Here is a 19,470-nt window from a genome sequence, read left to right as displayed (position 1 = left end):
ACGGCCTGCTTTATTGGGTAACAGGATCACATAAAAATATAATTGATGCCTAAGTAGCCAGAGGCGGCGGTGGATTGGTCAACCATAGGGCTATCCGCAATATTGTCATCCAGATTGGTATACCGTGCACCACCCAATAACTGGATACGTTTTGTCAGCATAAAATAACCACTGACCCCAGCAAAATAGTGACCGGCTGAACCAGGCTCATAAGCGGCTAAACCAGACCGCGTGGCTTCATTCTCGCTGATCCCATACAGGTGCTGATTGAGTTCATGGCTGTTGTAGGAGTAGCCCGCTTCCGGTGAGACCCCCCAACGCGGATGATTAAACCCATATTTCCAGCTGACTTCCCCATAAACACCGTCTCTGTCATGCGTGATCCCCTCCCCGGCTAGCACCTGAAAACGGCCTATCGGCGAGTGGTACTGATAAGCTAACGCCGCCACAATCGACGTATCACGTTTGTCGAGCTGGCTCAGCTGTGGATCATCGGCGTCTGCCGGATCAAAGCGGCGTGGGTCATAAGTCGCTGATAAAACAAGATTATGTGTTGCATCTTTCGGGGCCAGGCGTGCGCCCGCCGTCAGGCCACGGAAGTAAAAGTGCTCTGTATCAACGTTTACGGTCGGCACCACAAGTGGATCGGTATCCGTGTCTTTATACACCTGTGGTGAAAACGCCCCGATCACCCCTGCCGACACGCGCGTATCGGCATAGGCACTGCCGGAAGTGAGTATCAAAGCGCACGCTGTCCAAGCCGCTTTTCTTGCTATGTTCATCATCATTTCCTTCACTGTTGCACGGCTGGCCAATGGCAGCTCAGTCACTCTAGTTGGCAAAATTATCACCACTAGCATACCTAACTAGCTTGAACACCAGCTGTCAATATCTTGACAAGACAAGTGTACGGATCCGGTAACAAAAATTATCGAAAAAACAAACAATTCTTTCACGCAAAATCCTCAAATCAGGTCTAACCTTATAAAAAGGAAAGGGAACATTCAGCCAATTTTTCGCCTTTTCTTTTCGAGTTATTAGACGATTTAGGGGGCAGGACCATGACTATTTTCGATCACTATCGTCAGCGCTACGAAGAAGCCAAAGACGAAGAAATGAGCCTTCAAGCATTTTTGGATCTATGCCGAGAAGATCGCGGTGCGTATGCCAATGCCGCAGAGCGTTTGCTGATGGCAATTGGAGAGCCAGAAAAAATCGACACCTCGCTCGATCCACGACTCAGCCGTCTTTTTTCAAACCGCGTCATTTCTCGCTATAAGACCTTTGAAGATTTTTATGGCATGGAAGACTCGATCGAGCAAATCGTCTCTTACCTCAAACATGCCGCCCAAGGCTTGGAAGAACGAAAACAAATTCTCTACTTGCTAGGCCCTGTCGGTGGGGGGAAATCCTCCTTGGCTGAAAAACTAAAAAGTTTGATGCAGCAAATGCCTATTTATGTGCTGACCGCTAACGGTGAGCGCAGTCCAGTAAACGACCACCCATTCTGCTTATTTGATGCCGAAGAAGATGGGCACCTACTAAAGCAAGAATACGACATTCCGAACCGTTATATTCACCACATTATGTCGCCTTGGGCCGCCAAGCGATTAAAAGAATTTGGTGGCGATATCAGCCAGTTCAAAGTGGTCAAACTTCGTCCATCCATTCTGAATCAGGTCGGGGTTGCCAAAACCGAACCGGGTGACGAAAACAACCAAGATATTTCTGCTTTGGTCGGTAAAGTAGACATTCGTCAGCTTGAGCACTATTCGCAAGATGATCCCGATGCTTATTCCTACTCCGGTGCCCTATGTCGTGCCAACCAAGGCATGATGGAATTTGTAGAAATGTTTAAAGCCCCTATTAAGGTGCTGCACCCTCTATTAACTGCGACTCAAGAAGGTAACTACAACGGGACCGAAGGGCTTTCTGCACTACCATTTGACGGTATCATTTTAGCCCACTCGAACGAATCTGAATGGCAATCGTTTCGTAATAACAAAAACAATGAGGCCTTCCTAGACCGTGTTTACATCGTCAAAGTGCCTTACTGTTTACGAATCTCGGATGAAATTCGTATCTACAACAAACTCTTATCGAGCAGTGAACTACGCCATGCCCCTTGCTCGCCAAGCACACTCGATATTTTGGCGCGCTTTACGGTGTTGTCGCGCTTAAAAGACCCTGAAAACTCTAGCATTTATTCAAAAATGCGCGTCTATGATGGTGAAACCCTCAAAGACACCGATCCAAAAGCTAAGTCTTACCAAGAGTACCGCGACTTTGCCGGGGTGGATGAAGGGATGGATGGCCTATCGACGCGTTTTGCTTTCAAGATTTTATCTCGCGTGTTTAACTTTGATCATGCGGAAGTGGCTGCAAACCCCGTTCACCTTTTCTACGTACTCGAGCAACAAATCGAACGGGAGCAGTTCCCTCAAGAAGTAGCTGAGCGTTACCTTGAACACCTTAAAGGGTATCTGATCCCCAAATATATCGAGTTTATAGGCAAAGAGATCCAAACCGCGTATCTCGAGTCGTACTCTGAATACGGTCAAAACATTTTTGATCGCTATGTCACCTACGCAGACTTCTGGATCCAGGACCAAGAGTTCCGAGACCCAGATACCGGCCAGTTATTTGATCGTTCGGCGCTTAATGGCGAGTTGGAAAAAATCGAAAAACCAGCCGGTATCAGTAACCCGAAAGACTTCCGCAACGAAATTGTCAATTTTGTGCTCCGTGCCCGTGCCAATAATGAAGGCAAAAACCCGGCTTGGACCAGCTACGAGAAGCTGAAAACCGTGATCGAGAAGAAAATGTTCTCCAACACCGAGGACCTTCTGCCTGTGATCTCGTTTAATACCAAGACCTCCAGTGACGAGCAGAAAAAACATGACGATTTTGTCGCTCGTATGATGGAAAAAGGCTATACCCGCAAGCAAGTTCGTTTGCTCGCTGAATGGTATTTGCGCGTGCGTAAATCATCGTAGCCCGCGGGCTGACACAGATGACGGGAGAGAGTTATGGCGCATTTTATTGATCGTCGTCTCAATGGCAAAAACAAAAGTACTGTCAATCGGCAGCGCTTTTTACGCCGCCACAAGCGGCAGATAAAGGAGTCCATTGCCGACGCCGTCAACAATCGCTCAATCACGGATGTCGAGAGCGGTGAGGATATTTCAATTCCATCACGCGATATTCGTGAGCCAACGTTCCATCAAGGTAAAGGGGGACAGCGTGAGGCTGTCCACCCTGGAAACGACCAATTTAGTCCAGGTGACCGTATAGCTCGTCCCCCTGGTGGCGAAGGTGGTGGCGCAGGAGAAGGACAGGCGAGCCCAGATGGCGAAGGGCAGGATGAGTTCGTTTTTCAAATATCAAAAGACGAATATTTAGATCTCTTGTTCGAGGATCTTGAGCTCCCGAACTTGAAAAAAAACCAAATGGCAAAAATGGTGGAGTACAAAACCCACCGCTCGGGGTATACCTCTAATGGGGTACCCTCTAACATCGCTATCGTACGCTCATTACAAAACTCACTCGCCAGGCGGACAGCAATGTCCGCGGGCAAACGCCGGGAACTGGCCGAACTTGAGGAGGCACTCGAGCAACAAAAGCACTCTGAGCCAGCTCAACCGCTAGAGGTAAAGCGCCTTGAAGAAGAAATCTCAGCACTAAAAAACAAACTCGCTGCGGTGCCTTTTATCGATACGTTCGACTTACGCTACAAAAACTACGAGAAGCGTCCCCAACCGAACAGTCAAGCGGTGATGTTTTGCTTGATGGATGTCTCAGGCTCGATGGATCAAGCCACTAAAGACATCGCAAAGCGTTTTTATATTCTGCTTTATTTGTTTCTGACGCGGACGTACAAGAACGTTGAGGTGGTATTTATCCGCCATCATACTCAGGCGAAAGAAGTCGATGAGCACGAGTTTTTTTACTCTCAGGAAACCGGCGGCACCATTGTGTCGAGTGCCCTGAAACTCATGGATGAAATTATAAAAGACAGGTACAACCCCACAGAATGGAACGTGTACGCAGCACAAGCTTCTGATGGCGATAACTGGGCCGATGATTCCCCAGGCTGTCGAGATCTACTACAAAGCACCCTGTTGCCGGTCAGCCGTTATTATGCCTACATAGAAATTACTCGCCGTGCGCACCAAACACTATGGCGGGAGTATGAGGCACTTGCGGAAAGCCATGACAACTTTGCCATGCAAAACATTCGTTCAGCGGAAGAAATCTTCCCCGTATTTCGCGAATTGTTTAAGCGTCAGGTCGAAGCCTGACGCGATACCGGCATCAGCGCATTTTATCAGGGAGATAGAGTATGGCTGTCACCAAAGGTAAACGTAACACTCCACTCCACGATGGACCAGACTGGACCTTTGACCTGCTTGAGCAGTATCACCAGGAAATTAAACGGGTAGCCGAACATTACAGGCTCGACACCTACCCAAATCAAATCGAAATCATTGCCGCCGAGCAGATGATGGACGCTTATTCTAGCGTGGGTATGCCGATTAACTATAACCACTGGTCATTTGGCAAAAAGTTCATCGAAACTGAGCGCAACTACAAACACGGCTATATGGGGCTGGCATACGAGATCGTGATTAACTCCGACCCCTGTATCGCCTATTTAATGGAAGAAAACACCATTACCATGCAGGCATTAGTGATGGCGCATGCCTGTTATGGCCATAACTCCTTTTTTAAAGGCAATTACTTATTTCAAACCTGGACCGACGCGGGATCAATCATCGATTATCTGCTGTTTGCCAAACATTACATCAGTGAATGCGAAGAAAAATACGGCCTTGCGGAAGTTGAAAGCCTGATTGACTCTTGTCATGCGCTGATGAACTACGGGGTCGATCGCTACAAGCGACCACAAAAAATCTCATTGGCCGAAGAAAAAGCACGCCAAAAGGCACGAGAAGATTACCTGCAAACGCAAGTCAACGAACTATGGCGGACGATTCCGAGTGGCAAAAAAGAGCAAGAAGAGGAAAAGCGCCGATTCCCCTCTGAGCCGCAAGAAAACCTGTTGTACTTTTTTGAAAAACACTCTCCACTACTGGAGCCGTGGCAGCGAGAAATTGTGCGTATCGTCCGTAAAGTGAGCCAGTACTTCTACCCGCAGAAGCAAACCCAAGTCATGAATGAAGGCTGGGCGACCTTCTGGCATTACACCATCCTTAACCATCTTTACGATGAAGGCTTGGTCACTGATAGCTTCATCATGGAGTTTCTGCATAGCCATACCAATGTGGTGGCACAACCGCCCTACAATAGCCAGTATTACTCTGGCATTAATCCTTACGCACTCGGGTTTGCGATGTTCCAAGACATTCGCCGAATGTGTGAAAATCCGACCGATGAAGATAAATACTGGTTCCCGGAGATCGCGGGAACAGACTGGTTAGACACGGTGCATTTCGCGATGGCGAACTTTAAGGATGAAAGCTTTATCAGCCAATTTTTATCGCCAAAGGTGATGCGAGACATGAAGTTTTTTGCCGTGAATGATGATGACCGTCAAAACTATATTGAGGTTACCAGTATTCATAACGAGCAAGGCTATCGTCAGCTGCGCGAAGACCTGTCGGCCCAATACAACCTCAGTAATCGCGAGCCCAATATTCAGGTCTTTGATGTTGATTTACGCGGTAACCGATCTCTGACACTTCGTTATGTGCCCCATAACCGCATTCCTCTCGCTAATTCTTATGAAGAGGTGTTAAAGCATGTTCATCGGCTTTGGGGATTTGAAGTGGTGTTAGAAGAAGAAACCAACGAGGGGCGTGGAAAAATACTCAGCTGTTGCCCCAAACGGCCACAATTTGACCCTGATATGTTAATGGGAAGCCACTAAAAAAAGGCCGCCATGATGTTATATCATGGCGGCTTTTGTTCACGTTTATACCGCCGTTAGGCTTCTTCTTCCGCCATATGCGATGCAATGGTCTCACGGTTACTGAACCATAAGCCACCACACTCGCGACCGTATTGTTTCACCCGATCACCAATCATCGTGTGCTGGTTACTGGCCACCATTTCACGTAAATCACTGTAAAAGCTTAATGCATTCTCACAGGCTCGACGATCCATAAAGTAGTAGCCACCGACACGTGAGTATATCTGCCGCATGCCATTAATGGTCAGAACATAGACTTTGTTACCAGAGAAATGCGCCAAGCCTTGGAACAAGCGGTAGTCAAAATGATTAAACGCACGACCCATACAAATACGCTCACATAGATCAGCGTCCTGCTTGCCGTATTTATCTTGGATTTTTTTAACGTCTTTCAGGACTTCAGCTTTCTCATCGATGAGCTCTAAGAACTGCTCAAAGCGCTCACACTCGAGTACTTGCTGACAACGTTTAATCACAAAATCAATCAGGTTTAAACAATCTTCAGGGCGATTTTTGGCCGCATAGCGCATATACACGCCGCTAATATCTGTTCGCGCTGCCAATAAATCTTCTAGTACACCGTGAACATCTTGCCCTTCCAACGTCACCAGCGTATCAAGAATACTGAGGCCAGACGTACGCATATAATCATTCACACGGGTCGGCTTACCATGTTGAATAGTCAACCAACCGTCGCGCGCCAAACGCTGAAGTACCTCACGCAACGTGGTGCGTGTAACCCCTATCAACTCAGACAATTCACGCTCTGCGGGTAAAATTGAGCCCTTAGGGAAATGATTATTCCAAATACTTTCAATTATATATTTTTCAGCAAATGTTGCTGGGCTATCCGCCTTTATAACCATTGAATCTAAATTCCAATTTGCTTCTTACTCTGATTAATAACTCATCATACCACTAGTCGCCACCCGCAGAAACCGCTGCGTGTTTTCACCCCGTATCGCGTGACATCTGCTATATTTTTGTACCAGATCAATGAAATTCTGGGCATAACTCGCAAAACTAAGCCTTACAAGATGTAACAAAATATGTCTAAGGCAAACTAGCGCACACTTATGTGTGACTAGGCTATCCATTCCCGTTGTGCTCAATGAACAACACTATCGATAGCCATACCGTCACCTTTACTGTCATCCTCTTGCGTGCGAGCACATTCGTTCAAATAAACGGACGTGTGTAACCAGCACGTTATTTGCTCATCCGTGCGCTGTAAGAGGCATAGATAACAATGAGACTTTCATTATGGCTAAGACCATTACGCTCAGCACTGCGTTTCTCAAGAACTTTCTCGGCAAAGCCCCTGACTGGTACAAACTGGCTATCGTTGGCTTTTTAATCATCAATCCTATCGTCTTCTCGATGGATCCTTTCATCGCCGGTTGGCTGCTGGTGGTCGAGTTTATTTTCACTCTCGCGATGGCCTTAAAATGCTATCCCTTGCAACCAGGCGGTTTATTGGCCATTGAAGCAGTCGCAATCGGTATGACCAGTCCAGCGCAAGTCAAACACGAGCTGGTCGCTAACGTCGAAGTGCTGCTATTGCTCGTCTTTATGGTGGCAGGCATCTACTTTATGAAGCAGTTACTGCTGTTCATTTTCACCAAAATATTGCTGGGTATTCGCTCTAAAATTGCACTCTCTTTGGCCTTTTGTGGGGCTGCAGCCGCGCTATCTGCCTTCCTGGATGCGTTGACGGTTATTGCGGTAGTGATCAGTGTCGCTGTCGGCTTTTACTCGATTTACCACCGCGTGGCGTCCGGAAAAGAGTTTGGTGCTAACCATGATCACACCTCGGATGAGAGCTTAAGCGATGAGCTTAGCCGTAACGATTTGGAAAATTATCGCGCCTTTCTTCGTAGCCTTTTGATGCATGCTGGCGTCGGTACCGCATTAGGCGGGGTGATGACCATGGTGGGTGAACCACAAAACCTGATCATTGCCGACCAAGCCGGCTGGCATTTTGGCGAGTTTATTCTTCGTATGTCTCCTGTCACGCTGCCGGTTTTCTTTGCGGGCTTGCTGACATGCGCCCTGGTCGAAAAGTTTGGCTGGTTTGGGTATGGGGCAAAGTTGCCTGATAATGTGCTGAAAATACTGGTTCAGTACGATACAGCACAACGTGCTAAAAGAACGCCACAAGATATCGCTAAATTGGTGGTTCAAGCGTTAATCGCTGTTTGGCTGATCACGGCTCTAGCACTCCACTTGGCCGCTGTCGGTTTAATCGGCTTAAGTATCATCATCTTGGCTACCGCTTTTACTGGGGTCGTGGATGAACACCATATAGGGAAAGCCTTTGAAGAAGCGCTCCCCTTTACAGCACTACTGGCGGTCTTTTTCTCGATCGTTGCGGTGATTATCGACCAACACCTTTTTACGCCTGTGATTGATCTCGTGTTATCACTTGAAGGCCATCTTCAGCTCACTATGTTTTATATCGCTAATGGCCTGCTTTCTATGGTGTCTGATAACGTGTTCGTCGGTACCGTGTACATCAATGAAGTAAAAACCGCGTTACTCAATGGTGTTATCGATCGTGAACAGTTCGATATGCTATCGGTAGCGATTAATACCGGGACAAATTTACCGTCAGTCGCCACGCCTAATGGCCAAGCGGCTTTCTTGTTCTTGCTCACCTCAACACTTGCGCCGCTGCTGCGCCTTTCTTATGGGCGCATGGTGTATATGGCCTTGCCGTATACCATTGTCATGGGTGTATTGGGCGTCATTGGCATTGAGTTTTTCTTGGTCCCTGCTACTGAGTGGATGCTGCACCAAGGTTGGATCTCCGAAACCATCCACATGAGCCAGCAAGCCATATCTAGCGCCCACTAACGCACTTCTACCATTGACCTTCGTCTCAACAAACGATTGAATAGCAAGGCTCTCAATATAGGGCCTTGTTTTTTATCAGGAGTGAGTTATGTGGCGCGCCTTAAACCAGTTTTCTCGCAGCCGAGCGTCCTGGCTGTTGTTGCTTCTATGTGTTGTGGGTCTAGAAGCCACCGCGCTCTACTTTCAACACTATCAAGGGCTTGCCCCTTGTGTGATGTGTATTTATGAACGCGTCGCTTTATTCGGAATCGGCGTTGCCGCCTTACTGGGGTTAATCGCCCCCAGCGATCCTTTCTGGCGGACACTGGGCTTGCTTGGCTATGGCGTCACGGCCGGGTGGGCGCTAAAGCTCTCGCTAGAGCACGTGAGTTATCAATTTCCGGATCCGAACCAACTGTTCGGTGCCACCTGCGATGTGGCGGTGAACTTCCCCTCTTGGGCACCGCTCAACCAATGGCTACCACAAGTCTTTGAAGCCTACGGTGATTGCAGTAAAGTAGTGTGGCAGTGGCTAGGCTGGTCGATGCCTCAATGGCTCGTGGGGATCTTCTCGGCCATGTTATTTATCTGGGCGTTAGTAGTCATCGCCCAGTTTATTGGCCGCCCCCCACGTCGTATTTTTTCATAATCGCTTTTATGCTCCTGACACAATCGCGTCGGTCACACCGGCGCTTTCGCTGGTCGGTAGGCTTTCCAAACGATGACGCAACGCATCAATTAAGGGGCGATCGGCAGCACTGAAAGTCCCGGCATCAAGGCGGTGAGGATCACTCCAATACACGGCCTGATGCTGGTTCAGTGCTAAGGTCCCATCAATAATTTCACACCAAAAGCTGCAAAGTACGATCACCTTATCGCCATAATCGAATTCGGTTTCAATAATCGGCGCACCGACTTGGATTTCAACCCCGAACTCTTCAAGCCACTCTCGCTTAAGCGCCTGCTGGTCAGTTTCGCCCAGCTCGACTTTTCCGCCAGGAAATTCCCACCAACTAATAAACTGCGCGTCTGGCTGCCGTTGCGCCACCAGCACTTGCTTATCGTACATGGCAACACCGGCCACAACACGGATCGGGGAGGACTGTTTTGACGGCTTCATATGACTAACGCCCACAGCATTTCTTGAACTTGACACCACTGCCACATGGACAGGGGTCGTTGCGTCCTACCGACTTAAATGGATTAACCTGGTGCGCACCATGCGTGCCTTGTTGTGCTTCATCCGCTGCTTTCGCCACTTCTTGGATCATTAAATCTAGCTGGTCAATATATTGACCAGGCTCAACATCAATCCCGACCTCTTTCATTTGCGCGAGGGTGCCTGCTTCATCATTCAGTAGCAGCATGGTGGTTACCAGGGCAGATAACATCCGGCGGCTACCATCATTGAGGGTTACATCGCGCCAATGCGGCTCAATGTAGGGCCATACCGCAAGGAACCCTTCGGCAAAGGCTTGGGCAAGCTCACCGCGCATAGACACCATTAACGCGTCAGGCAAGGTGTAATCATTACGCATCAACGAATGATATTGCTGTTCCAGGTGCGCGAGTACTCCCTGCTTGTGCTCCTCATTGAGCACCACAGCGTCATCGTCTTCAACCCCAGCGGTCACTAACACCGATAACCAAGTATCTGGATCCATCGGCACAGGACAAATGTTGGCAGCCAGCAGCGCCCCTTCAACAAAACTGGAAGGCATGCCTTCCCAGTCATCAGAGAGTGTCATTAGTGTTGACATAAGTTTTCCTATTTTATGAATTCTGTTTGCCCACGCGCGTTATCGAGCGCTCTGGTTATCTCATCAGCGCGATTAAGGACGCGAATAACCTTAAAGCAGGCATCAGCCTGAGGGTAATACTGACGCAAATACTTAAACCACTGCTTAATACGATTAGGGAAATACACGGCCTTATCCCCTTGGCGCTCTTGTTCGCTATAGCGCACTAATAAAGCCAACACCGCAGGCCAAGGCATCGGCGCGACATCATCACGGATATGCTGGCCAAGGTTCGGCATATTTAGCGCACCACGACACACCATTAAGGTGTGACAGCCCGTTAACGCTTGGCACTTGAGTGCGTCATCCCGTCCCCAAATGTCACCGTTCGCCGTCACAGGGATCGCAAATTGTTGGTTAATTTCCGCAATTAAGTCCCAACGAATCGTCCCTGCCTTATAACCATCACGCTTGGTTCGGCCATGGACCACCAGCTCGTCAGCTCCCCCATCATTGACCGCCTGTGCAATCTCTAAATAATCATCCAGATCATTAAACCCCAACCGCACTTTTGCGCTAACCGTATGGTCAGGCGCGACACTATCACGCACCGCTTTGACCACCTCGTAGATATGCTCAGGCGTCTTTAATAACGCTGCGCCGCCGCGGTTACCATTCACCGTTTTCGAAGGGCAACCAAAGTTAATGTCGATCCCTTGCGACCCTAACTGGATTGCTTGCTGCGCGTTAATGGCCATCGCACGGGCGTCTTGCCCCAGGAGTTGGATTCGAACAGGCGTACCTGCATCGGTGAGGCCACCTTGATATAACTCCGGGCAGAAGCGATAAAAGACTTTTTCCGGCAAGCGCTGATCCACCACACGCACAAACTCGGTGACGCAAAGATCGTAGTGATTGATCTCGGTGAGCAGCTTGCGCATCAAGGGGTCGAGCACGCCCTCCATCGGGCCTAATACAATGCGTGGTGATTGATGATTCGTTTGACTCATGCCGTTCCTTTACCGTTAAGGCGCGCTATTTTGCCAGCTTTTACAACAAAGCGCAGTGTCCCGTCCTAATATAGGTTGACAGTTTTTAGGCCAGCTCCAGTAGCTGGCCTTTTTTATTATGCACCTGATTGGGGGTTGCCATACTTAAACTTAGGTGCGGTCTCATTTCGTTGTATATCGCTATCGATTCTTTTACCAGTATTTTAAGCTCTGTCAGTGTCTTACACCGGTACAGTAAAAACTCATGCTTCAGTATGCCATTGACTCTTTCCGCTAACGCGTTTTGGTAGCAATCATAACCATCCGTCATCGACGGCTGGATTTGACTCTCCTGTAGCGCACTCTGATAAACGGCTGAGCAGTATTGCGAACCTCGGTCTGAGTGATGTACCGCATTGCCGATATAGCGCTTATCTTTGACGGCCATTTTCAGCGCTTTCACTACATTGTCGACTTTCATATCTTCGCTAACGTGATGACCCACTATCTTGCGTGAGTTGGCATCGGTCACCAGTGACAGATAGTGCACACCTTGGTCTGATTCAACATAAGTGATGTCGCTGACCAGTACATGCGCAGCATCATGCAGTCCGTCTTCTTTTAGCAGGTTAGGATGCTTCTTCATCCAGTGCTTACTACACGTAGTTTTTGTGTAGCTTTTCTTGGGTTTAACCAGTAAGCCTTCGCTTCTCAGATAGCTAAAAAACCCGTCTCGCCCTAGCTTAATTTCGTGTTCAACTAGCTTGGGCTTTACCAACGCGTAGAGCTTACGCGCCCCTAACCTCGGCATATACTTACGCCAGTATTGGACCCAGTCTCTGATGATTGATAGTTCAGCTCTTCGGCTTTCCATTCGAGCAACGGCTTGATAGACACCTTGCCGAGAAATGCCTGTGGCACGACATGCCGCCGCTAACTTTATTTTACTTTTGGCTTTGGCTTGCCAGATGTACCGGATAAGTACTTTTTTCTGAGGCCGGCTCCGTACTCATTGTCCATGATATCGACCATACCATTGAGGATTTGGTTACGCAGTTTCTCTTCGGCTAACTCACGCTCAAGGCGCTTGATAGTTTCGGATGGGGTTTCTTTTGAATGTGGCATAAGGGGATGCTGAAATGGCTTCGACCAATCGAGTCTACCATGTTTTCTGAGCCAGACGAGTACCGTTGAGCGGCCCTGAATGCCAAAACGGGCTTGAGCTTGTTTGTACGTCATTTCGCCTTTTTCAACACGCTCTACAACGCCTAATTTAAAGGCTAAGGTGTAATCACGTTGCGTGCGCTTACGGCTTGAATTACTTGATGTTGTCATAAAGAAGTCCTCTTTATGTCAACGTATTTCAGGACGGGACACAGCACACAAAAAAAGCCAGTCACAATAGGACTGGCTTTCAATCTATTAGTGATATTAGCGGAGATTTATCCCTCTGCCCTCGCTGCCTCAACCATGGCTTCTAGCTGTGGATATGGCAAATAGCCTGGCGCGACTTGCTCGCCAATGATCATCGCTGGCGTGCCTCTTAGCCCCAGCTCGACAAACGCGCGATAATTTTCTGCGACCGCTTTTCCGGTCATTTCTTTACCTTTCAGCAACGCTTCGGTGCCGGTTTTCTTGGCGATTTTATCTAGCGAGCGTGCATCATGCATGCCGCGCTTTTTCATCAATAGTTCATGAACTTGTGCAAAAGCTTTTGGCTGTTCTAGCCACACATTCATGGCATACACCGCAGAATTGGTGCCGAGCGATTCAATACTCTGCTGTTTGAGTGGCACGGCAATATTAATCACCTTAACATCATCATGCTCGGCCACCAGTTTCTGTAATTCCTCTTCCAGCTTTTTACAATAGGGGCAGTTGTAGTCCATAAAGTTAACCACAGTCACCGCAGGGTTTTCGGTGCCAATCCAGCTGTGGGTGTCCGATTCAAACCAGTCACGACGTGCGGCAAGGTTTTGCTTTAACGTCTTTTGCTGTTCAACAAACTTTTGCAAACTCTGATTAAGGTTGGCAATTAGCTTGGGGTTATCTTCCAACAGGCTAACAATTTCATCCAGTTGCGCTTGCTGTGTATCGCTTAAATTCTTGGCGCTAGCAGGCATGGCTAGCATCATGAGCGCAACACATGGCGCGATATAACGAGTGAAGGACATTGGGTTTCCTTTTTATTGATATAAATGCATTACAACAGTCTCAACCATAGGCCAAGGGGCGTGGTGAATCCGGTTGTAATTGAAGTAATTTTTCCTTGTTCGATCACCATCACGGTGGGCGTTACTTTCACTGAAAAGGCATTAGAAAGCGCCCCGCTTTGATCGTTCACCACAGGAAAATCATAACCATGATGAGCAAGGTATCCGGCCACATGTTTATCCGAGCCTGAGCGTAACGCGATCGAGACCACTTGCGCATGACCACTTAGCCAATCTACCGAGGGAGTCACAAAACGGCATACCCCGCACCAACTTGCCCACACATAGACCAGCACCGGCTCTTGTTGCGACATAGCAACCAAATCTTGTTGGCGACCATCCAGCAAACGCATCGACGTCACCGGTACCTGACTGGTGTCGATATCACGGCTTCGCCACCAATCGACAGCAGTGCTAGATATCAACACAAACACGATGAGCCAGCACAGATCACGCGCACCACGTTTGACCCGCTGACGCCATGACAGTTTCGTTTGATTGGCCGTCATGGTGTTTTCGCCTGCTCAATCGCGGCCATCACCGCGTTATCGGTCAAAATCACCGGCAACGCGATCCCATCAGGTGCACCCGGACCATAAACAATATTGAACGGTACGCCATAGCGCTGGTGCTTTTGCAAATACTGCGTCACTGTATCACTCGGACGGGTCCAGTCACCTTGCATCGTCACTACATTCGGTGCGGTGATCGCATCATAGACGGGCGACTGTAGCATCACCCCTACTTTGTTGGCATGGCAGGTAATACACCAATCAGCGGTCACATCGACAAACACCACTTGACCCTGTTCGACGGCGCGCGTGATTGCCGCTTCATCAAGGCTTACCCAATCTGGTTCAGGATTGAGGGGCGTTGCCCACTGCTGCGCGGTCAAGGACGCCCCTATCAGCCCGAGCACAATAATAACCAGCAACCCAGCCGAGCTTTTAATTACCGCAAGCTTGCCAAGGGTCCGATATGTCAGCCACACAGTGGCAACCAGCAACAGTGTTCCCGTTGCTATTGCACCTAAAACGCCGAGATAAGGCATCCATAACCAGAATAGCCACACTGTGGTGCCAGCCAGCAACAGCGCAAAGACCCGTTTGACATGGTTCATCCACGGACCGGGTTTTGGCAATGCGCGGGTCAGCCCCGGGAAAGCGGCGACCAACAGCCACGGCAGCGCCATACCAATCGCCAGCGCGGTAAAAATCAGCCATAGTGCCGTCAAAGAGCCGCCCAGTGCGTACGCCACAGCCGTGCCAAGAAAAGGGGCCGAACACGGTGTGGCGAGTAAGGTCGCAAACACGCCTTGCACAAAATGACCACTGTGGGTGTGACCACCGCGTGTTGCTAGCCACGTCTGCCAGCTTGGGGGCAAATCAATACGCAGCACGTCGAATAGGCTCAGGGCAAAGAGCCAAATCACCAGCGTCATGACCCCGATAAAGATCGGACTTTGGAACTGGATGCCCCAACCCACCGCTTGCCCTGTTAGCTTGAGCGCCATCAGTAATCCAGCTATCGCCCAGAAGGAGACGAGTATCCCGGCTGCTGAGGCCAAAAACTGGCCACGAATGACACCACGAGTGGCGTTAGGGTTCGCAACAATGCTGTTTAGTTTGAGTCCCAGAACGGGAAGCACACAGGGCATCACATTCAGGATCAAACCGCCTAAGAGTGCAATCCCGCCAATCACCCAAATAGAAAGTCCCTCGTGTGCAACCACATGGCCTGCTCGTACCGTGATGCTATGCTCGGCGAGTAGCTGTTTATCCATGACGGTAACCTGAATCGGCTTGTCGGTTAGATTGGGCGTTTCAATCCAATTAGTCACATCAAAGGTCGCGGTCAGCGTATTGCCATCACGGTGGATACTCGGCACCCCAAAGGTGTCATCAATCACCGCCTCACCATCCACCAAGAGATCAGGTTGCTGCCAAGCTTGGTTGCCCGTCACGATGACAGCGAGCTGCTGTTTATTTGCATCCCAAACCGCAGAATCAAGCGTCACATTTGGGAGTGGCTTGGGCACCTGACTCATCGCTTGGTTAAACTGATACATCCGCTCGCCATCGGCCTCTAGTGCACTAGGCGTAAAGTCGAGCGAGATAGGATAGTCAGTGATCACACACACACTGGTGCACGATGACAAGCGCAGCGTCGCATCCAGTGAAACCGGTTGTTGCCAGTGTTCAACATCTAATGTCAGAGGGAAAGCAACCTGCCCTTTATAGCCGAGCATGGTCAACCCGAGCTGCTCATAGCGCTTCGGCGCCGGCCAGTGCCAAGTAATCTGGTTCAGGTTTTGGCTGTCATTGATAATCAACTCGGGTGCCACGCCCCCTTCGCCGGGCGAGCGCCAGTATGTTTTCCAATCACCTTGTAAGCGGATAGAAAGTAAACCATCGAGGCGCAGCGTGTCTGGACTCCCTTGACCAGTTAACGCTAAATGCGCCGTCACCGGCGGATGGTCAGGATTGCTGAGCCAGCCGGTATCCGGGGCATTAGCTCGTGCCGTTGGAGTGAGTAGCAGTAAGCACAAAGACAATAACGGCAGCAAGACCCAAGCTTGCCAAGCGCGACCTTGTTTAACAGTGTGCCAATAGTCATTGATTCGATTCATAAGTCTGTTCCTTGTTAAGAATAAATACGCCATTTGAAAAGCAGGCGCTTTATTCTCGGAACACACAAAAACAAAGGTGCCGTCGCCGATAGGTGGGTGGGTCGTGAGTGGGTAAGGTAATCGATACGCTCACCGTCGCCATGACCGCAAGTAATACAATCAGCCACCAAAGTGGCGCGGGAAGCCAATCGAGCGTCAACGCTGTAGGCTGTACCAGCTGCTCAGACAGGGCACATTTTTTCCCGACCGCACTCGTGTCATCACTTTGGTCTTGCATACTCAATGCTTGGCAAGCGGCTTGCACACCTGATTGCCAACTCAGTTGGTTTTGCAAGGCGCACACTGCCAGAACCCATAACGCTACCGCGAGGGCCCAGCCAGCTTTGGAACGACGTGCATACTCTTGCATTCCACCTCCTGTCGAGTTGGCAATCATTATGCCCAACAGCAGAAAATAAACAATGGGTTATCCGCGAAGAACCATCGCCTTACGCCGTGGCTTGCGCGTCGATACAGTACCGTCTTAACAAAAAGGCATTTCCAGCCGAGTGGAAGAATTTGAGTGCGGCTAGAGTGACCCTACTTAAGCGTTGACCTATCTCTAAATAGCGCTACTTTCATTGTAAGGGGCCATTTTGTTTCGTCGGTACCCGAATAGCATGGATAAACTAATAAAAGCGGTTATCGATTCTGCGAAGAAAACACTAGCCCAAATTCCGTCTTGAGGAAACACCTTTGGCAACAGCACCACACCGATTGCAACAAACACGAACCCCCTACTTAACGAAATGAATGTTGCTTGTTTGGGTTTAGCAATCGCTTGGAAAAGATTGCCGATAACTATGTTGAATCCCATCAGAGGCACACCCAAAAAGTAGAACATTAATGCACTTGCTGCGATTGGTATTAAGTCATGAGCGTCGCCCAAATAAAATGACGCAATCATGGGTGCAGTAAGCCATATTCCTAGTAAAAAAACGATACCGCTTCCTATTGCGGCCTTCATACCCAGCTTGAGGGTCTCATCAATTCGTTCTGAGCGTGCCGCCCCGTGGTTAAAGCTAATAATAGGTTGGCAAGCCTGCGAAATTCCTACCATCACAAACAGTGCAAATACGCCAACATTGGTTGTCAGACCGTAAGCAATAATGTAATTGTCGCCAAACTGTGCCAGTAGCACATAGTTGAACAGCACAATGGTCATAGCAGTCGTCAGTTCGATAAAAAAAGTAGGCGAGCCAAGACCCATGATCTCCTTTGCTCTATTTAAACCGATACCTTTGAGGTTGGGCTTCAAAGATCCTTGCTTTCGAAAAATGTGAGTCATTAGGATCAGTACGATAAGTGTTTGCGCGATGGCTGTGCCGTATGCGGCACCTTTCATACCAATGTCAAAGACCATAATAAAGAGATAATCAAGCAACAAATTGACGATTGCTCCAATGGACATAGCATAAGTTGCAAGTTTGGGATTGGTATCATTGCGAATAAAACTCGACAATACCCACGCGAGCGAGTAAACCACAAAAAACGGCAGCATAACCGACATATAATCGTGTGCCAACAAAGCGATGTTACCTGATGCGCCTATGAAGTTAAGTAGCTCATCTAACCAAATGAACGAACCTATAGCGACCAAAGAAGAGAGCGTGAGAATGAGCAAGATGGATTGACTAAACCAGATCTGATTTGACTCTGTGCTTCCCTTACCTGTTTCTATCGACATTTTGGCAGCACCGCCAACACCGACCATCATCGCAATAGCGGTAAAAATTGAAAAGGGAGGTGTGATGAGAGCAATTGCCCCTAACCCATCTGAGCCAATACCAAGTCCGATAACCAAAGCATCGCTCATGATAAACAGTGACTTGATAAGCATGCCCGTAAGAGCAGGCCATAGGTATTGATAAAAGGATTTTGAAATAGGATCGTTTTTGACGATTAATAGCCATAAGGAGTCAGTAAAACCCGATTTTAGTAAATAGAATTACGGGTATTATCGAAACACAGAGACAAATAAAAAATGGACGATTCCCCTATAGTGCAGCACTATCTGAACATCTTAACCGGAATTGTTTGGGTGACTCATTCATTTGCTTGCGATAGAAATGGCTGAAATAGGCAGGGTCTTCAAAGCCCATCTCAAGCGCGATGGTTTTGATCGTTTTCGTGGAGAACGCCAGATCGCGGCTAGCTTCAAGCATAATGCGGCCGTGAATCAATTGCGTAACAGTTTTGCCTCGTTCGTTTTTCACAACTTCATTAAGACGCTTACTTGTAAGAGAAAGCTTAGATGCATAAAACTCACATTTCCGCTCTTCTTTAAAATGCAGCTCGATAAGTTCCATCAATTTCCGAACACGTGTATCTCTCTGTTCGCTTCCCTTAGTTGATGCCTTAGCGTAACGAGACAAGTAGCGTAAAAAGCCGTTGGTGAGTGATTCCATCAAATCCCAATCACAAGGCTTTTCACTATATTCACACTCCTCTTTCAACATCGTAAACAGCGGATCCAGATATTTGATGGCTTGTTTATCACAATCGATATAGGGTGAACGATCACCGTAAGTGGAGAAGATAGTACTGATAAGTTGGTTGCTACGTCGATCCGCCCCTACAAACTCAGGAGAAAACAACAATAGACGGACATTGTTACCCATAAATTTGGATAAGTGCACTTGACCTGGCGCGATAGTGAAAAAACGATTAGAGCGGTTTTCATATTCAACAAAATCTATACTTTGTGTGCCTCTGTCCTCTTGGCACCAAACCAGTTCCCAATAATCATGACGATGAGGGAGTAGAAACGGACCTTCTTGCTCGCTGGAGATCTCTATTGCTCGACAAAACTGATTAGCTGATAGTTGAACGTGGGGAATATATCTTTTTGTATTCATCAAGTGTCGGCTCGGGCCCTTTTGTCAAAACTGTCCAATCTTATACTGCATATTTCCATTAATATATATCGTCATCTGATCTGATAAACAAAGACTCAATGTTACACCTTACAATAACGAGCATTTGGAAGATCTAGAATTAAAGAAGATACTTATACCACAACATGACCAGCTCACAGGCAGGATGAGTCGTGGGTTTTGTTTGTGGCTTTTGGTGCAAGCATAAGCTGCACCGT

General features: G+C 48.4%; 17 protein-coding genes. 5 read left to right on the top strand and 12 right to left on the bottom strand.

Annotated features, from left to right (window positions below):
• Nucleotides 1-26 precede the first annotated feature (26 nt).
• Complete coding sequence (locus tag BUQ98_RS01760) at nucleotides 27-782, bottom strand: MipA/OmpV family protein (RefSeq protein ID WP_175566272.1); 756 nt, start codon at nucleotides 780-782, stop codon at nucleotides 27-29.
• A 279-nt stretch (nucleotides 783-1,061) separates the two neighbouring features.
• Between BUQ98_RS01760 and BUQ98_RS01755 the strand changes: the two genes are divergently transcribed.
• Genes BUQ98_RS01755 through BUQ98_RS01745 form a run of 3 tightly spaced genes read left to right on the top strand, consistent with a single transcriptional unit; the run spans nucleotide 1,062 to nucleotide 5,890 of the window.
• Nucleotides 1,062-2,996: a PrkA family serine protein kinase gene (locus BUQ98_RS01755; RefSeq protein ID WP_074212223.1), complete on the top strand. Its 1,935-nt coding sequence runs from the start codon at nucleotides 1,062-1,064 to the stop codon at nucleotides 2,994-2,996.
• A 33-nt stretch (nucleotides 2,997-3,029) separates the two neighbouring features.
• Nucleotides 3,030-4,301 carry a YeaH/YhbH family protein gene (locus BUQ98_RS01750; protein WP_074212222.1) on the top strand — a complete coding sequence of 424 codons (1,272 nt, stop codon included), beginning with the start codon at nucleotides 3,030-3,032 and terminating at the stop codon, nucleotides 4,299-4,301.
• Between the two features lie 41 nt (nucleotides 4,302-4,342).
• Nucleotides 4,343-5,890, top strand: coding sequence for a SpoVR family protein (locus tag BUQ98_RS01745; RefSeq protein WP_074212221.1), 1,548 nt, complete (start codon nucleotides 4,343-4,345; stop codon nucleotides 5,888-5,890).
• Between the two features lie 56 nt (nucleotides 5,891-5,946).
• Here the strand turns inward: BUQ98_RS01745 and fadR are convergent, their stop codons facing one another.
• Nucleotides 5,947-6,798: a fatty acid metabolism transcriptional regulator FadR gene (fadR, locus tag BUQ98_RS01740; RefSeq protein ID WP_074212220.1), complete on the bottom strand. Its 852-nt coding sequence runs from the start codon at nucleotides 6,796-6,798 to the stop codon at nucleotides 5,947-5,949.
• Nucleotides 6,799-7,195: 397 nt separating this feature from the next.
• Between fadR and nhaB the strand changes: the two genes are divergently transcribed.
• Nucleotides 7,196-8,788: a Na(+)/H(+) antiporter NhaB gene (gene nhaB, locus BUQ98_RS01735; RefSeq protein ID WP_074212219.1), complete on the top strand. Its 1,593-nt coding sequence runs from the start codon at nucleotides 7,196-7,198 to the stop codon at nucleotides 8,786-8,788.
• A gap of 88 nt (nucleotides 8,789-8,876) precedes the next feature.
• Nucleotides 8,877-9,416 (top strand): disulfide bond formation protein DsbB, encoded by a 540-nt coding sequence (gene dsbB, locus BUQ98_RS01730; protein ID WP_074212218.1) that lies wholly within the window; start codon nucleotides 8,877-8,879, stop codon nucleotides 9,414-9,416.
• 6 nt (nucleotides 9,417-9,422) lie between these two features.
• Here dsbB and BUQ98_RS01725 read toward each other — a convergent pair whose 3' ends face one another.
• From BUQ98_RS01725 to BUQ98_RS01675, 10 genes are all read right to left on the bottom strand, one after another.
• The gene (locus BUQ98_RS01725; protein ID WP_074212217.1) at nucleotides 9,423-9,887 is read right to left on the bottom strand and encodes a (deoxy)nucleoside triphosphate pyrophosphohydrolase; all 465 of its coding nucleotides are present in this window, start codon (nucleotides 9,885-9,887) and stop codon (nucleotides 9,423-9,425) included.
• Nucleotides 9,888-9,891: 4 nt separating this feature from the next.
• Entirely contained in the window at nucleotides 9,892-10,527 is a 636-nt protein-coding gene (locus BUQ98_RS01720) for a YecA family protein (RefSeq protein ID WP_074212216.1), read from the bottom strand.
• Nucleotides 10,528-10,535: 8 nt separating this feature from the next.
• Nucleotides 10,536-11,516: a tRNA dihydrouridine(16) synthase DusC gene (gene dusC, locus BUQ98_RS01715; protein ID WP_074212215.1), complete on the bottom strand. Its 981-nt coding sequence runs from the start codon at nucleotides 11,514-11,516 to the stop codon at nucleotides 10,536-10,538.
• 85 nt (nucleotides 11,517-11,601) lie between these two features.
• A protein-coding gene (locus BUQ98_RS16745; RefSeq protein WP_139294610.1) for an IS3 family transposase occupies nucleotides 11,602-12,830 on the bottom strand; the annotation gives its coding sequence in 2 pieces (ribosomal slippage) (nucleotides 11,602-12,479 and nucleotides 12,479-12,830; 1,230 coding nt in all).
• Between the two features lie 107 nt (nucleotides 12,831-12,937).
• Nucleotides 12,938-13,669: a DsbA family protein gene (locus BUQ98_RS01700; protein ID WP_074212212.1), complete on the bottom strand. Its 732-nt coding sequence runs from the start codon at nucleotides 13,667-13,669 to the stop codon at nucleotides 12,938-12,940.
• A gap of 29 nt (nucleotides 13,670-13,698) precedes the next feature.
• Nucleotides 13,699-14,217 (bottom strand): protein disulfide oxidoreductase, encoded by a 519-nt coding sequence (locus BUQ98_RS01695; RefSeq protein WP_074212211.1) that lies wholly within the window; start codon nucleotides 14,215-14,217, stop codon nucleotides 13,699-13,701.
• Complete coding sequence (locus tag BUQ98_RS01690) at nucleotides 14,214-16,337, bottom strand: protein-disulfide reductase DsbD family protein (RefSeq protein WP_074212210.1); 2,124 nt, start codon at nucleotides 16,335-16,337, stop codon at nucleotides 14,214-14,216. Before BUQ98_RS01690 ends, BUQ98_RS01695 begins: the two co-directional genes overlap by 4 nt.
• A gap of 49 nt (nucleotides 16,338-16,386) precedes the next feature.
• A complete protein-coding gene (locus BUQ98_RS01685) occupies nucleotides 16,387-16,746 on the bottom strand; it encodes a hypothetical protein (RefSeq protein WP_074212209.1) in 360 nt (119 codons plus the stop codon).
• A 192-nt stretch (nucleotides 16,747-16,938) separates the two neighbouring features.
• Nucleotides 16,939-18,261 (bottom strand): MATE family efflux transporter, encoded by a 1,323-nt coding sequence (locus BUQ98_RS01680; protein WP_256359493.1) that lies wholly within the window; start codon nucleotides 18,259-18,261, stop codon nucleotides 16,939-16,941.
• Between the two features lie 112 nt (nucleotides 18,262-18,373).
• Nucleotides 18,374-19,234, bottom strand: a complete 861-nt coding sequence (locus BUQ98_RS01675; RefSeq protein ID WP_074212207.1) for a helix-turn-helix domain-containing protein — start codon at nucleotides 19,232-19,234, stop codon at nucleotides 18,374-18,376.
• Nucleotides 19,235-19,470: the final 236 nt, after the last annotated feature.

The sequence above is a fragment of the Salinivibrio sp. ES.052 genome (assembly GCF_900141775.1).
Lineage (GTDB): Bacteria > Pseudomonadota > Gammaproteobacteria > Enterobacterales > Vibrionaceae > Salinivibrio.
The sequence above is the reverse complement of the archived record's forward strand: the minus strand, read 5'-3'. Positions and strand labels throughout refer to the sequence as shown.

Excerpts from the sequence above, each read along its gene's own strand:
- BUQ98_RS01720 (WP_074212216.1), bottom strand. The coding sequence starts at position 10,527 with ATGTCAACACTAATGACACTCTCTGATGACTGGGAAGGCATGCCTTCC.
- BUQ98_RS01745 (WP_074212221.1), top strand. The coding sequence starts at position 4,343 with ATGGCTGTCACCAAAGGTAAACGTAACACTCCACTCCACGATGGACCA.
- dsbB (WP_074212218.1), top strand. The coding sequence starts at position 8,877 with ATGTGGCGCGCCTTAAACCAGTTTTCTCGCAGCCGAGCGTCCTGGCTG.
- BUQ98_RS01695 (WP_074212211.1), bottom strand. The coding sequence starts at position 14,217 with ATGACGGCCAATCAAACGAAACTGTCATGGCGTCAGCGGGTCAAACGT.
- BUQ98_RS01700 (WP_074212212.1), bottom strand. The coding sequence starts at position 13,669 with ATGTCCTTCACTCGTTATATCGCGCCATGTGTTGCGCTCATGATGCTA.
- BUQ98_RS01675 (WP_074212207.1), bottom strand. The coding sequence starts at position 19,234 with ATGAATACAAAAAGATATATTCCCCACGTTCAACTATCAGCTAATCAG.
- BUQ98_RS01750 (WP_074212222.1), top strand. The coding sequence starts at position 3,030 with ATGGCGCATTTTATTGATCGTCGTCTCAATGGCAAAAACAAAAGTACT.
- fadR (WP_074212220.1), bottom strand. The coding sequence starts at position 6,798 with ATGGTTATAAAGGCGGATAGCCCAGCAACATTTGCTGAAAAATATATA.
- dusC (WP_074212215.1), bottom strand. The coding sequence starts at position 11,516 with ATGAGTCAAACGAATCATCAATCACCACGCATTGTATTAGGCCCGATG.
- BUQ98_RS01685 (WP_074212209.1), bottom strand. The coding sequence starts at position 16,746 with ATGCAAGAGTATGCACGTCGTTCCAAAGCTGGCTGGGCCCTCGCGGTA.
- nhaB (WP_074212219.1), top strand. The coding sequence starts at position 7,196 with ATGGCTAAGACCATTACGCTCAGCACTGCGTTTCTCAAGAACTTTCTC.
- BUQ98_RS01755 (WP_074212223.1), top strand. The coding sequence starts at position 1,062 with ATGACTATTTTCGATCACTATCGTCAGCGCTACGAAGAAGCCAAAGAC.
- BUQ98_RS01725 (WP_074212217.1), bottom strand. The coding sequence starts at position 9,887 with ATGAAGCCGTCAAAACAGTCCTCCCCGATCCGTGTTGTGGCCGGTGTT.
- BUQ98_RS01760 (WP_175566272.1), bottom strand. The coding sequence starts at position 782 with ATGAACATAGCAAGAAAAGCGGCTTGGACAGCGTGCGCTTTGATACTC.
- BUQ98_RS01690 (WP_074212210.1), bottom strand. The coding sequence starts at position 16,337 with ATGAATCGAATCAATGACTATTGGCACACTGTTAAACAAGGTCGCGCT.